11 protein-coding genes are annotated in these 13,720 nt (G+C 53.1%); 8 read left to right on the top strand and 3 right to left on the bottom strand.

Annotation, left to right across the window (positions count from 1 at the left end; all coding sequences use genetic code 11):
* Positions 1 to 6 precede the first annotated feature (6 nt).
* Positions 7 to 2,313 (bottom strand): sensor histidine kinase, encoded by a 2,307-nt coding sequence (locus H8L32_RS05785; protein ID WP_186946196.1) that lies wholly within the window; start codon positions 2,311 to 2,313, stop codon positions 7 to 9.
* Positions 2,314 to 2,660: 347 nt separating this feature from the next.
* Here H8L32_RS05785 and H8L32_RS05790 point away from each other — a divergent pair, with 347 nt between their 5' ends.
* The 5 genes from H8L32_RS05790 to H8L32_RS05810 all read left to right on the top strand — a co-directional run bounded on the left by H8L32_RS05790 (position 2,661) and on the right by H8L32_RS05810 (position 7,913).
* Positions 2,661 to 3,179 carry a rhodanese-like domain-containing protein gene (locus tag H8L32_RS05790; RefSeq protein ID WP_186946197.1) on the top strand — a complete coding sequence of 173 codons (519 nt, stop codon included), beginning with the start codon at positions 2,661 to 2,663 and terminating at the stop codon, positions 3,177 to 3,179.
* Between the two features lie 48 nt (positions 3,180 to 3,227).
* Positions 3,228 to 4,211: a serine O-acetyltransferase EpsC gene (epsC, locus tag H8L32_RS05795; protein WP_186946198.1), complete on the top strand. Its 984-nt coding sequence runs from the start codon at positions 3,228 to 3,230 to the stop codon at positions 4,209 to 4,211.
* A 144-nt stretch (positions 4,212 to 4,355) separates the two neighbouring features.
* Complete coding sequence (locus H8L32_RS05800) at positions 4,356 to 5,285, top strand: family 2A encapsulin nanocompartment shell protein (RefSeq protein ID WP_186946199.1); 930 nt, start codon at positions 4,356 to 4,358, stop codon at positions 5,283 to 5,285.
* Positions 5,260 to 7,146, top strand: coding sequence for a family 2A encapsulin nanocompartment cargo protein cysteine desulfurase (locus H8L32_RS05805; RefSeq protein ID WP_186946200.1), 1,887 nt, complete (start codon positions 5,260 to 5,262; stop codon positions 7,144 to 7,146). The genes H8L32_RS05800 and H8L32_RS05805 overlap by 26 nt, the downstream gene beginning before the upstream one ends.
* A gap of 317 nt (positions 7,147 to 7,463) precedes the next feature.
* Positions 7,464 to 7,913: a cytochrome c-type biogenesis protein gene (locus H8L32_RS05810; protein ID WP_186946201.1), complete on the top strand. Its 450-nt coding sequence runs from the start codon at positions 7,464 to 7,466 to the stop codon at positions 7,911 to 7,913.
* 120 nt (positions 7,914 to 8,033) lie between these two features.
* On the opposite strand, the gene H8L32_RS05815 is transcribed toward H8L32_RS05810, so the two are convergent.
* Positions 8,034 to 9,470, bottom strand: a complete 1,437-nt coding sequence (locus H8L32_RS05815) for a sulfatase family protein (RefSeq protein ID WP_186946202.1) — start codon at positions 9,468 to 9,470, stop codon at positions 8,034 to 8,036.
* 404 nt (positions 9,471 to 9,874) lie between these two features.
* On the opposite strand from H8L32_RS05815, the gene H8L32_RS05820 reads away from it, so the two are divergent.
* The gene (locus H8L32_RS05820) at positions 9,875 to 10,765 is read left to right on the top strand and encodes a dienelactone hydrolase family protein (protein ID WP_186946203.1); all 891 of its coding nucleotides are present in this window, start codon (positions 9,875 to 9,877) and stop codon (positions 10,763 to 10,765) included.
* 58 nt (positions 10,766 to 10,823) lie between these two features.
* On the opposite strand, the gene H8L32_RS05825 is transcribed toward H8L32_RS05820, so the two are convergent.
* On the bottom strand, positions 10,824 to 11,405 hold the full coding sequence (locus H8L32_RS05825; RefSeq protein ID WP_186946204.1) for a TetR/AcrR family transcriptional regulator: 582 nt from the start codon (positions 11,403 to 11,405) through the stop codon (positions 10,824 to 10,826).
* A 414-nt stretch (positions 11,406 to 11,819) separates the two neighbouring features.
* Here H8L32_RS05825 and H8L32_RS05830 point away from each other — a divergent pair, with 414 nt between their 5' ends.
* Both H8L32_RS05830 and H8L32_RS05835 read left to right on the top strand, forming a co-directional pair.
* Positions 11,820 to 12,686 carry an alpha/beta hydrolase gene (locus tag H8L32_RS05830; RefSeq protein ID WP_186946205.1) on the top strand — a complete coding sequence of 289 codons (867 nt, stop codon included), beginning with the start codon at positions 11,820 to 11,822 and terminating at the stop codon, positions 12,684 to 12,686.
* Between the two features lie 92 nt (positions 12,687 to 12,778).
* Positions 12,779 to 13,708: a LysR substrate-binding domain-containing protein gene (locus tag H8L32_RS05835; protein ID WP_186946206.1), complete on the top strand. Its 930-nt coding sequence runs from the start codon at positions 12,779 to 12,781 to the stop codon at positions 13,706 to 13,708.
* The last annotated feature ends 12 nt before the right edge of the window (positions 13,709 to 13,720 follow it).

The raw sequence follows: 13,720 nt of genomic DNA on the forward strand, positions 1-13,720 counted from the left end.
GCCAGTTTAGTTGTTGTCGTTCGCCACTGGTGCTGGTACCAGTGGCAGTTCGAAGAAGAATTTGCTGCCTACATCGATCGTTGATTCAAAGCCGATGCTGCCGCCCATTTTCTCGATGATGGTCTTGCAAATATTTAAACCCAGGCCAGTGCCGCCTTTTTTGCGGGTATTGGAACTGTCCACCTGGCTGAATTTCTGGAATATCTTGCTGTGGAAATGACTGGGAATGCCGCTGCCATAATCAGTGACAATGACCTTTACCTTGTCTGCCGTTTTTTCTACCGATACGACCACTTCGCCGCCCTTGTGAGAAAACTTGATGGCGTTTGACAGCAGGTTTGCCAGTACCTGTGCATAGCGGTCACGGTCAACATTCACATACAGTTCTGCATCATCACCGATGGCGCGCATACTGACGCCATACTGGTCCGAATACGACATATTGCCGCTGATAGCATCCTGTATCAGGGGCTGCAGGGCACTGACCTTGAAATCGAATTCCATCTTGCCTGAAGCGATTTTTTCCAGGTCCAGTATGTCATTGATCAGGTGTAGCAGACGGTCTGCATTGCGCATGGCCACTGTGGTCAGTTCCTTGGCCTTGTCCGGGATTTCACCTGCCACGCCGGCGGCCACCAGACGCAAGGCACCGTTGATCGAGGTCAGTGGTGTGCGCAATTCATGGCTGACCATGGACACAAATTCATTCATCATCATTTCCACTCGCTTGCGATCGGCAATGTCAAAGCTGATGGCATAAAAGCCTTCAACTTCGTCGCGGTCATTCACCGCAGGTACGTACACGGACTGGTAATAATAAGTGCGTTTATTGAGTTCGCCTGTTCCTTCAAAACTGGCACGTTGCCCTGCCAATACATTTTTCACATAGCCAGCCATAGGCTTATAAAACTCTTCCCCTACAACTTCACGCAGGGTTTTGCCTATCAGCTGTTCCGGCCTGACCCCGAATTCTGACGTGATGAAGGCGTTCACAAACACATATCTTTCTTCCAGATCCATGAAGGTGATGATGCAGGGCAGGTTATCGGTGATGGCCTGCAGACGGCTTTGGACATTGCGTTGCTGTTGCAACGCCAGCTCCAGTTCGCTGGCCTTCTGTTTGATTTCATGCGTGCGTTCGGCGACGGTGGTTTCCAGACTCTGGTTGGCGCTTTCCATATCAGCCAGGTGACGTTCTTCTTTTTCCACCATGTCGGCCAGGGTGACTGACAAAAGATGTGCCTCATGATAAGCATTGACGATAGGAATAGACGGCGTGACAGCAGTACCGCCACGCTTGAGCGAACGCTGTTCAATCGCGGTACTGAGTCTGATCAGTGATGCCGATGCCCGGCGTGCCAGCAACGCTGCTACCAGAGCCAGGATCAGCCCCAGCAAGCCACAGAACAAGAGAATTTCTTTTTCCAGATTGTGCAGGGCCGCCATGGCAATGTCTTTGGGCTGGCGTACCAGAATGCTCCATTGCAGGGCCGGGTAGTTGCGTGCCTGCCCGGTCAGGGCATAGCCGGTCAGGTAGAGTTTGCCATCTTCAAATGTTTCTTCGACTGTTCCAGTTTTACCCGAGCGCGATTGTGTCAGGCTGCTGGACTTGATTTTCTTTTCTTCCATGCCCTTGGGGCCAAGCAGTACCGTGCCGTCATCACGGACTATCATGATGTCAACATTGTATTGCTGATCTGCCGGGGCCAGTATGGTCTGGGCCAGCTTGCGCGCCCAGTTCCAGCTCAGGTGTACACCCAGTACCCCACGCAGGCTGCCATCAGCCCGACGGACAGGGATGGCAACATCCACAAAACGCCATGGGTCGGCGCTATACGGCAATAACTTTTGCAACAGCAGAGCCGGATGGTAGTCGCCAGCGTACAGCGCCTTTTTACCCTGCTGGAACCAGGGGCGCTGGCTGACATCCTGTCCCTCCAGCAAGCCCTTGCTGGATGCCAGAACCTTGCCGTCGGGGCTGGCCAGGCCTATCCAGGCATAATCGGTGAAATTGTTTTGCAGGCTGTCGAGGATGCGGCGTATTTCAGATGGGTCCTGCGCATCCCTGATCTGGCTTAATTGCGACAGCAATTGCACATCGCCTACTGATTTTTGCATGACCAGATCAATCTGGTCGCGCATTTGCCAGGAAAGCTGTTGCAGCCTTTGTTCAGCCTCTTTTTGCGCATAATTATTGGCAAAATGATCGACCAGCAGCAGGGCTGACAAGACGGTACACAAGACGACGGCACTGACGCCAAGTGTCAGCAGGGTGGCAAGCCGCGGGCGGGAAGTCGGTTTTAGTAAAGACATAAATGGGCACTTTATCTTGGGGCGTATCGCTGGAACTCATGCCATCCCTGTTTTTGCAATGAGTTCCTTCTGTTCGGGGCAGTCATTGTCATAAATTTAATAACCAGACTGACCTGTTGGATTTCCGTTTATTGCTCAGATGATACTCTCAAAATTTCTGCATTTGCTGGGCTTGTATGAAAACAAGCCAGTGTTTTCGTCGGCGATGGCAGTTTCCACAGTGATTCTTGATATCTGTTTTTCAGATAAATAACAACATTTTTATTCGTTTTGCGCCTTAGATAAATTCGGTACATTGAAACTCTGTTACGAACCAAATTCGTTTTTGTTGTTAGCCAGAGTATTTCATGACCGATTCTACATTTGCATCTACAGAGTTATCGTCTGCCAGCCAGGCGGACGAAACATCATCTTCGGGTAGCGAAGACCACGCACTGGCGAATGCCAGAGCAGTTGCGCAGGCAGCAGGCCTGGTGTTTTCCGGCAGTGTTGCGCCAACTGACGCCTGGCGTCTGGTACAGAGTAACCAGGCCATTCTGGTCGACGTGCGAACGGCGGAAGAACGCAAGTTTGTTGGCCATGTGGCCGACGCCGTCCACGTGCCCTGGGCCACCGGCACAGCCCTGACCCGTAACCCAAGATTCGTCAAGGAACTGGAAACCAAAGTCAAAGACAAGTCCAGAGTCGTCCTGCTGCTGTGTCGTAGCGGAAAACGCTCGACAGCCGCTGCTGAGGCTGCGGCCAAAGCAGGTTTCAGCAACATTTTCAATGTGGCAGAGGGCTTTGAAGGTGACTTGAATCCAGAGCAGCAACGCGGCCAGCTTGGTGGCTGGCGTTTTCACCAGTTACCGTGGATACAGGATTAAGGCGATGTCATCCGCTTCATTGTTATAAGAGAAGAAAGGTAAAGGCAGATGGTCAGCTTTACAGAAGAGACACCCGTACAGTCAGTAACGCCAGTCAGGGATCAGCGTGGCTCACTGTTTGGTATCGAGCAGGTAGTCAGTGAACTGGCCGCCGTCAGGCATGCATGGCGACGCCGTCAGCAACGTTCATCCGAACCGGGAGGGCGTGAATTGCCATCCCGTGATGCACTGGCAAAAATTATTTCCGATCTGCGTGGGGCATTGTTTCCCATGCGTCTGGGGCCGCCGGAATTGCGTCAGGAAAGCGAAGATTTCTATGTCGGCCATACGCTGGACACGGCACTGCATTCAATGCTGAGCCAGGTCAGGCTGGAACTCAGTTACACCTCGCGCTATTACGAGCAGGAAGACCTGCATATAGAAGACCGTGCCCTGCATATCGTGCGTGAATTTTCGCGCGCATTGCCAGCGATTCGCTCACTGCTGGATAGTGACGTGATTTCGGCTTACCAGGGTGATCCGGCAGCCCGGACTGTGGATGAAGTACTGCTCTGCTACCCCGGCATCCTGGCCATGATCCATCATCGCATCGCCCATCAGTTATACCAGTCTGGCGTGCCTTTGCTGGCGCGCATCGTGGCAGAAATAGCTCATGCACAAACCGGCATAGACATTCACCCTGGCGCCAGCATAGGTGCAGGGTTTTTCATCGACCATGGCACCGGTGTGGTGATAGGTGAAACCGCCATCATCGGCCAGCGCGTGCGTATTTACCAGGCGGTGACCCTGGGGGCCAAACGCTTCCCTACCGATGATGAAGGCAAATTGCAAAAAGGCTTGCCACGACACCCGGTGGTGGAGGACGACGTGGTCATTTATGCCGGTGCCACTGTACTGGGGCGAGTGACGCTGGGGCGCGGTGCCATCATCGGCGGCAATGTCTGGGTGACAAATGATGTGGCTGCCGGTTCCCACGTCAGTCAGGCCAGCCTGCGGCATGAACATGGAGCACTGCCATCCCCAGCCTTGTAGGCAGACCAGGCAGATCAGTCAGGCAGATTAGTAAGGCAGATTTTTTAACGACAGGCGTCAACCTGTTTTTTTGATGGGCTTGAAATTTTTATTCTTGAAGTTTTCATTTGTTCCGATTCACCGTATTTTTAAATGGAGTAAGCAATGACCGATGTGTCTCCCAGTAATTTCGCACTCAGTGACAACGCCGCCAGGCAGTTAGCGAATGCAACCAAAACCGTTCCTCAGTTATCCACCATTTCACCACGCTGGCTGGTGCATTTGCTGCAATGGCTGCCGGTAGAGGCAGGTATTTATCGCCTCAACAAAGTCAAAAATCCTAAAGATGTCCGGGTGGCCTGTTCCCAGCGTGACGAGTCTGAACTGCCACAGACTTTTGTCGATTATGACGAACAGCCACGTGAATACTTCCTCAATGCTGTGGCAACCGTGCTGGACGTACATACCCGTATTTCTGATCTGTACAGCAGCCCGCATGACCAGATCAAGGAACAACTGCGCCTGACGGTAGAAACCATCAAGGAACGTCAGGAAAGCGAACTCATCAACAATCCTGATTACGGCCTGTTGGCGAATGTGCATGATGATCAGCGTATTTCCACACTGACCGGTGCACCTACCCCTGATGATCTGGATGACCTGCTGACCAAAGTCTGGAAAGAGCCTGGTTTCTTCCTGGCCCATCCGCTGGCGATTGCTGCCTTTGGCCGTGAATGCACACGCCGTGGCGTGCCACCACCAACGGTGAGTTTGTTTGGTTCCCAATTCCTGACCTGGCGCGGTGTACCACTGGTACCTTCCGACAAACTGCCTATCGAAGACGGCAAAACCAAGATCATCCTGTTGCGCGTGGGTGAAAAGCGTCAGGGTGTGGTTGGCCTGTTCCAGCCGGGCCTGGCTGGCGAACAAAGCCCCGGTCTGTCGGTACGTTTCATGGGCATCAACCGCAATGCGATTGCCTCATATCTGATTTCCCTGTACTGCTCGCTGGCAGTCCTGACGGATGATGCGGTTGCTGTTCTGGATGACGTAGAGATCGGTAAGTACCATGACTATCCTGACACCTACAAGTAATACCGGCGCGGCAAATGCGGGTTTGCCGGATGAAGCCCTGCTGAATCGCATGGCATCAGAGTTTTTTGCTCTGGTGCCGGGCGCAGCGCAAGCTGCTGCGCAATTCCTGCCGGGTTTTTCGGAAGCTGGCAGTGCACCTGTAGCGTCTGTATCAGCACCAGGCCGTCTGTCTTCTGTCAGCGAATCTGGCAATCATTCTGGCAGTAATGCCGGTGCAGCGCTTACGCAGCCATCCACGCAGCCATCAATTTATGCCAGCGCCATTCCACAGAATGGTGGCAGCAGTGTCGCACCGTCACGTCCACAGGCGGGTGGTGCGCCTCTCTCAACACCGGCAGCATCGACGACGCCTTATTATTTTATTGGTGCCGACAATGGTTACCCGGTAGCCGATGGCAATCTGGATGGTCTCGCTGCGCAGGGAACAGGCCGGCAGGCAGATCAGACACTGGCACGCTCTTTTGGTCTGCCAGGGCAGGATCAGTTGCAGCAACTGCTGGGCGAGCTGTATCCGGCCAATACCCAGGCAGCTCCGGCGGCTGGGGCAGATGCAGATGCGCGTCCTGCGTATTATTTTCAGCAGGGTGAGCAGGATTACTGGGATACCGCACCCCGGGCGGCCAACCCCGCACTGGCTGCACCGTTTGATATCAATGCCGTGCGCCGTGATTTTCCCATCCTGGCAGAACGGGTGAATGGCAAGCAACTGGTCTGGTTTGACAATGCAGCGACGACCCAAAAACCACAGTCGGTGATAGACAGGCTCAGCTATTTTTATGAGCATGAAAATTCCAACATCCATCGCGCAGCGCATGAACTGGCAGCACGGGCTACAGACGCCTATGAAGGTGCACGCAGCAAGGTTGCAAAGTTTTTGGGCGCTGCATCGGTAGATGAAATCATCTTCGTGCGCGGTGCCACAGAAGCTATCAATCTGGTTGCCAATACCTTTGGTAAAAAGTTTATCGGTGCTGTTGATGAAATTATCGTGTCGCAGCTGGAACACCATGCCAACATCGTGCCATGGCAGCAACTGGCAGCCGAGAAGGGTGCGGTCATCCGCGTTATTCCTGTGGATGACAGTGGCCAGATCATTCTGGATGAATATCGCAAGTTGCTCAACAGCAAAACGCGACTGGTCGCAGTGACCCAGGTCTCGAATGCTTTGGGCACGATCACACCGGTGCAGGAAATCATTGCACTGGCGCATAGTGCCGGTGCCCGTGTGCTGATTGACGGCGCTCAGGCAGTGTCACACCTGCGTGTGAATGTGCAGGCCCTGGATGCCGATTTTTATGTGTTTTCAGGACACAAGGTATTCGGTCCTACCGGCATAGGTGTGGTGTATGGCAAGAAGGCATTGCTGGATCAGTTGCCGCCATGGCAGGGCGGTGGCAACATGATTGCTGACGTGACGTTTGAGCGTACGCAATATCAACCGGCACCGGCACGTTTTGAAGCCGGTACCGGCAATATTGCCGATGCAGTCGGTCTGGGTGCAGCGATTGATTATGTCGAACGCCTGGGACTGGAAAATATTGCTCTGTATGAACATGCCTTGCTGGAATACGCAACGCATGGTCTGAAGAGCATACCCGGTGTACGCCTGATAGGTACGGCCCATGAAAAGGCCAGTGTTGCTTCGTTTGTACTGGAAGGCTATCAGACCGAAGAAGTTGGCAAGGCACTCAATGAAGAGGGTATTGCCGTCCGTTCCGGTCACCACTGTGCGCAACCTATCCTGCGTCGCTTTGGTGTCGAGGCTACGGTACGTCCTTCTTTTGCGTTCTACAATACCTGCGAAGAAATTGATCGCCTGCTGGCAGTGGTACGTCGTCTGGCAAATCAAAAAAGGAATTGAAGCAAGGCAATTTGACACGCTGGTCATGCCAGGCCGATAAGCCTGGTATGCCAGCGTTTTTTTTCGCACCAACAACGAATAGTTGCTGAAATCGTGGACAGCACATACCTGCTGATGTTTGCTGTAAGGCGTTTGAAATTCCGCAGTGCAGCGCATATTCATATCTGAATTAATTCGCTTACTTTTTATCCTGCACACGGTATATTGAAGCTGTCTTTACCCCTAGAGGAATTTCAGGCTCGCGCAGTATGGCGAGCCATTTTTTAGAGACATTCAACTTCAGCATGAATAGTGACAGGATAAAAGCTGGCCTTCATATGGCAATGATATTGCTGGTTTCTGCCGCTTTTTATTTGCTGTGGCCCAGCCTGGCGGCTGCTGCGCCACGTGAGGAATCTGCATCAGGTATCGAGCAGCGGGTACAAAAACTCGCACAAGAATTGCATTGCCTGGTGTGCCGGAATCAGACGCTGGCAGATTCACATACAGAAATGGCGGTCAATCTGAAACAACAAATTCGCGAAAAAATTCAGCAAGGCCAGGATGAACAGCAGATTACTGATTTTCTGCTGACACGTTATGGCGATGTCGTGCGTTACCGGCCAACACTGAATGTACAAACTCTGTTGCTATGGAGCGGACCTTATCTATTGCTGCTGACCGGCCTGATCTGGTTGTTTGCAAGATTCAGATCTGCCAGTAGTCTGGATGATGGGCAAGAACCCGCAAGCATCGAAGTACAACATTATTCTGACCCCTTGTTGTGACGTTTTTGAGCGGCATGTCATGAATCCTGCGTGATGCATGTATAGGCACGTATAGGCGCGTATTGGAATGTACCATCATGCTTCGATACATGCCTTAATACATGGCTCAATTTATTCGTCTTATTCTTCTTTCAATGCGCGGTAATGGTCAGCCTGGGCCTTGCCGTCTACCGCATGGGTTTTGACATCTTTGGTAATGGGCAGCATCTGTGCATTCCAGTTTTCCCAGTCCTGTTTGAGTTTGGCGAATACTTGCGGATGCTTTTGCGCCAGATTTGCTCTTTCGCGCGGGTCATGCACCACATCGAACAGAAACTCATTGTCGGCAATTTTCAGATATTTCCAGTCGCCTGAACGGACTGCTTTTTGCTGGTTGGCTTTATAGCGCCAGTACAGTGTGCGCGGGTGTGCCGGCTGGTTAGCGATAAGATTTGGCAGCAGGTTGTCACCATCGCCGGGGTAGGCTGGGTCAGGTGCACCGCCAGCTGCAGCCAGCAAGGTGGGCAGCCAATCCATACTGATGGCTACCTGATTGCTGACTTGCCCCGGCTTGATTTTTTCTGGCCAGCGAACGATAGCAGGCACGCGTATGCCGCCTTCCAGCAGTTCAGTTTTTTGACCACTGAGTGGCCAGGTTTTGGAAAAACGCTCGCCACCATTGTCACTGGTGAAGACCACAATGGTATTGTCCGCCAGGCCCTGTTCGTCCAAACTTTTCAACACCCGCCCTATCGCAACATCCAGCGATACGACCATTTTTGCATAGGTTTCCAGGCTGCCGCCGTCGAGGTGGTACAGGCTTTTTATTTCACGCGACACTGCTTCATCTTCCGGTGCTTCCCATGGCCAATGTGGCGCGGTGAAATGCAGTGACAGGAAGAAGGCCTTGTCCCTGTTTTGCTGTTTCAGATAATCGACAGCCCGGTCTGCCAGCAAATCGGTGTAATAGCCGGTTTTGCTGACCGCCACCTCGCCTTCAAATAAACCATCTTTGGCGTCTGCGCCAACCCCGGTCTTGTGTGTGAAATAATCAATTGCCCCACCGTAGTTGCCAAAGAAAACATCGTATCCGCTTTTCAGCGGACTGAATTTGGGCAAGCTTCCCAGATGCCATTTGCCAAACAGGGCCGTGGCATATCCCTGTTTTTTCAATAATGAAGGCAGGGTCGGGTGCTCTGGCGGCAGGCCTATCGTGTCTGACGCGCCGGAGATCGGTTCTTCCAGCCCTCCGCGCAGCCGGTATTGGTAGCGTCCTGTGATCAGGCCAAAGCGGGTGGCCGAACAAACTGCCGAATTGGCATACGCCTGGGTAAATCGTAGCCCTTGCCTGGCCAATTGGTCAAGATGCGGGGTCTGAAAATCTGTCTGCCCATAAATACTGAGATCGGCATAGCCCAGGTCATCTGCCAAAATGAAGATGATGTTCGGCTTGGCTGGGGTTGTTGCCTTGGTACTGGCATTCCCGGCCGCTGCGGCGACACCGCTGATGGCTGAACCCAGCGACAGCGCAGACAGACTGCCGATTACTTGCCGGCGTTTCTTGTTGAAATGGGACATATGATTTGATTCAAATAATGTGTGGATATCTGGCGATCTGTTAACTGCCAACAGGTCGGGAGATAATAGCTGCTTGCCGGTATTGTAGGTTTGATGTGTGGATTGTTGTCAATAACTGGCAAGAATATGTTTGCATAAGCTCATGCGACTGTGCCATACAAACTGCAAAGCGAGTGCAGAGCTGTAGTTTCGCGTTACGGCAAACAAGCTGCCAGGATCATCAGTGCAGTCATCATCAGTGCAGTCATCATCAGTGCAGTCATCATCAGTGCAGCCATCAGAAATCAGGACTATGATGATGGATGCTGAAAGGATGCTGGCAGCACGCAGTATGCTCAAAGCCTGTAGTACCTGCCACGACAGCTACCATCCATTCAAATAAATCGATAATTCAGGAGAACAAGATGACACGCCAGACAGCAAATGATTTCAAGCCGGAAGTGCTGCGTTTATTTGATCAGTATGTACATGGCGTCATTGATCGCCGTGCTTTCTTGCAGTCAGCCAGCAAATATGCGGTTGGTGTGGTGACGGCAGAAACCATGTTGCAACAGCTTAGCCCGAATTTCGCCCAGGCCCAGCAAGTGCCAAAGACCGATGCACGGATACAGGCCAAATATGTTGAATATCCTTCACCACACGGTTCGGGTACCCTGCGCGGCTATCTGGTCACTCCTGCTGAAATCAAGGGAAAACTGCCCGCAGTGCTGGTGGTGCATGAAAACCGTGGCCTGAATCCGCATATCGAGGATATAGCGCGCCGCCTGGCGCTGGATGGTTTCATTGCCTTTGCCCCGGATGCGCTGGCATCGCTGGGTGGCTACCCTGGTGATGAAGAAAAGGCCCGTGAACTGTTTCCCAAGCTGGATCAGAACAAGATCCGTGCAGATTTTATTGAAGCCGCTGCAATACTGAAAAAACTGCCTGAAGCCAATGGCAAGGTAGGCGTGGTCGGCTTCTGTTATGGCGGTGGCATTGCCAACTTCCTGGCAACCAGAATCCCTGATCTGGCTGCTGCCGTACCTTACTATGGTGGCCAGCCAGGTGAAGAAGATGCGGCAAAAATCAAGGCGCCACTTTTGATCCATTATGCCGGTACGGATGAACGCGTCAATGCCGGATGGCCAAAATATGAAGCTGCGCTGACCAGGGCCGGTGTCAAGTATCAGGCATATGTCTACGCCGGTACCCAGCATGGCTTCAATAATGATACGACGCCACGGTACGACCAGGCAGCAGCAACATTGTCATGGCAGCGTACAGTCGAGTTTTTCAAAGCCAATCTGCGTGCCTGATAGTCTGCCAGTCGGGCAGTCGCTTGAAGTCGATAGCCGCTTTAAACCGATAGTCCCCTTAAACCGATTTCAGAATGAAATCGCTGGTGTCACGCAGTACAGCCTTCGTTTTTGTAGGGCTGTCCATCATGCGTGACAGCAGCAGGCCGCCTATCATTGATGCCAGCACGGCGTGTGCCTTGGCTTCCACTTCATCATTATCGACGCCTTCACGTTGCAACTGCGTGCTGATCAGTGCCAGCAGATTGTTCACACCCTGCTGTATGGTTTCCTTGCCTATGCCGTCTTGGCGTATGGCTTCCGGGCCCAGGGTGGCGATGGTGCAGCCAAGACCTGGGTTGTCGCTGTGGGCTTTGCTCAGATAAGTGTGTACCAGGGTGCTCAATGCCTCATCGTCGGGGGCAGCGGCGATTTTACGTCGCAGTTCAGTCTTGGTGGCTTCCAGCGCTGCTGCGCAGGCTTCGGCGATCAATGCTTCCTTGGATTCAAAGTGCTTGTAAAAGCCGCCATGGGTCAGGCCTGCTTCATTCATCAGATCCGCCACACCTATGCCATTGATGCCGCGTTCGCGATACAGACGTGCCGCTGTCTCGACAATGCGTTCTCTGGTTTGCGCAGCTTGTTCACGTGAAGTTCTCATGGCTTTATTCCGGTTGTGCGATCATGATCCGTGGACTGTATTGATGTCATTATCTAGAACTCATTTCATAAATAGGGATGAGTGCGAGCAAGGCGATTCGGGATGCAGTGCAAGGCGTGTCGCGTAGCTAAGGCTGGTGCCTTAGCAAGCGGCACAACGCTGCAATGCGCCCGAATCGCCAGCTCCCGGAGGGTTTGCCTCATAACGTGTGCTGGACTGCGTTGGACTCGTTGTCAATAGACCCGCTATTGACTGCCTCGTCCGCCTTGCCAGCCCACGTTATGAGGCAAACGCATCTCACCCCTATTTATGAAATGAGTTCTAGGCATGTCGCTGTATTTGACACAGGTTTCTATTTTAGATGATAATCGGCATCTATGAGATTATGTTTATCATCTAATTGAGGGAATTGGTATGAATGAGCCGGCAATGAAACAAAATGATGCCTCATCAGCAATGTCGGCATCTGCACTGCCATCGCAAGCACCTGCCAGGCCGACTATGGAAGCAGTGTTGCAAGCCCTGATCACACCACGCAGACAGGCGACCACTGACGATGACAAAATGGCATTGTCAGCCGCCAGACGTTTTGACCTTGACCATGCCGGGCAGGTGCTGGTGGCCTGGCGCTGGGGGCCAGACACTGTCCCTGCCGTGTTATTGCTGCATGGCTGGGAAAGCCGGGCCAGTCACATGGCAGCCTTTGTAGCACCGCTGCTACAGGCTGGTTATGGCGTCATTGCGCTTGATGGCCCGGCTCATGGCGAGTCACAGGGTGAACTTACCCATGTCGTCGATTATGGCAAGGCCGTGTTGGCGCTAGCTGCCCAGGTCGGGTCGTTGGCCGCCGTCATTGGCCACTCTGCCGGATCGGCCGCCAGCCTGTATGCCTATGCGCATGGCTTGCGCGTCGCCGCCAGCGTGCAGTTATGTGGCCCGGCTTCGCTTACCCGCGTGGTACAACGTACCGCCCGCATGGCAGGTCTGAATGCGGAAGAGGCGTATGCACTGGAACAGCAAATGGCTATGCACATAGGTGGCCCGCTTGCCAGTATGGACCTGTCGCAACTGCAATCAGGTTTTCAACATCCCGCGCTGATCCTGCACGACCCGGAAGACCGCGAAATGCCATACGAAGAAAGCCTGGCCCTGGCTGCCGCCTGGCCAAAAGCAAGATTACAGCCAGTTGCAGGGACAGGGCATAGACGCATCTTGCGTACTCCCACCGTGGTGGAAGCTGCTATCAGTTTCATTGTTGAACACGGTGCAACGATGGCATAGATGCATTTTTCTCGCAATGGGCTTGCATAGCCGGTCCCGGCTGGCTATGCTTGGGTGAGTTTACACTTCCAAATCAGGTATGCATGGTGGGAATGTCATTACCCCTGGTTCAACTGGCTTTCCTGGATCAGCTAAAAGGCTTCGTAGCAGTCGGCAGGCGCATGAGCATCACGCATGCGGCAGCCGACTTATGCCTGACGCAATCGGCAGTCAGTCGCCAGATACTGACACTGGAACAGCATCTGGGTGTGAAGTTGCTGACAAGGGGGCATCGTTCCATTGCCTTCACTGCCGAAGGCGAACGTCTGTTCCGCAGCGCTGATGTTGCCATCCGGCAGTTGCAGGATGTCATGGGTGAAATTGGCGCTGGCACCCAATCCCGGGCGGTGACCATCAGCGCCAGCATAGGTGTGACCGGTTTGTGGCTGCTGCCCAGACTGAATGCATTTCAAAAACTGCATCCGGGCATCGATATACGGCTCAGCGCCAGCAACAGGGTGGGGGATCTGAACAAGGAAGGCATTGATCTGGCGATACGCTATACCAATGCCAAACTTGCACCAGATAAGGCCGTGCGTCTGTTTGAAGAATCCATTGCGCCGGTTGCTCATCCTTCCCTGGCGATCAAGCCAAAAAAATCCGGCAAAATGACCGTGAAATGGCCCTTGCTGGAATTTGATGAAAGCCAAAAATCCTGGCTGTCCTGGCATGACTGGCTGGACAGGGACGCTATGCAGAACGCCAAAACCCACGGCATCCTGCGTTTTAATCAGTACGATCAGGTGATACAGGCCGCTATGGCCGGACAGGGTATTGCGCTGGGTCGGCTGGAACTGATACAGAATCTGCTGGATGACGGCAGGTTGCAGCAGTTGATGCCGGCCAGGACACAGGGTCAGGCCGGGCATGCCTACTGGCTATTGCAAGCGCATGAAACACCAGGCACCGAATGCCAGCAGGTCATGCAATGGCTGATGGCCGAAGCCAGTAAAACCAGGGAGTGGGTATTGCCTGTTACTTAAAATAACTCGGCT

This window comes from Undibacterium hunanense (assembly GCF_014284335.1).
GTDB lineage: Bacteria > Pseudomonadota > Gammaproteobacteria > Burkholderiales > Burkholderiaceae_D > Undibacterium > Undibacterium hunanense.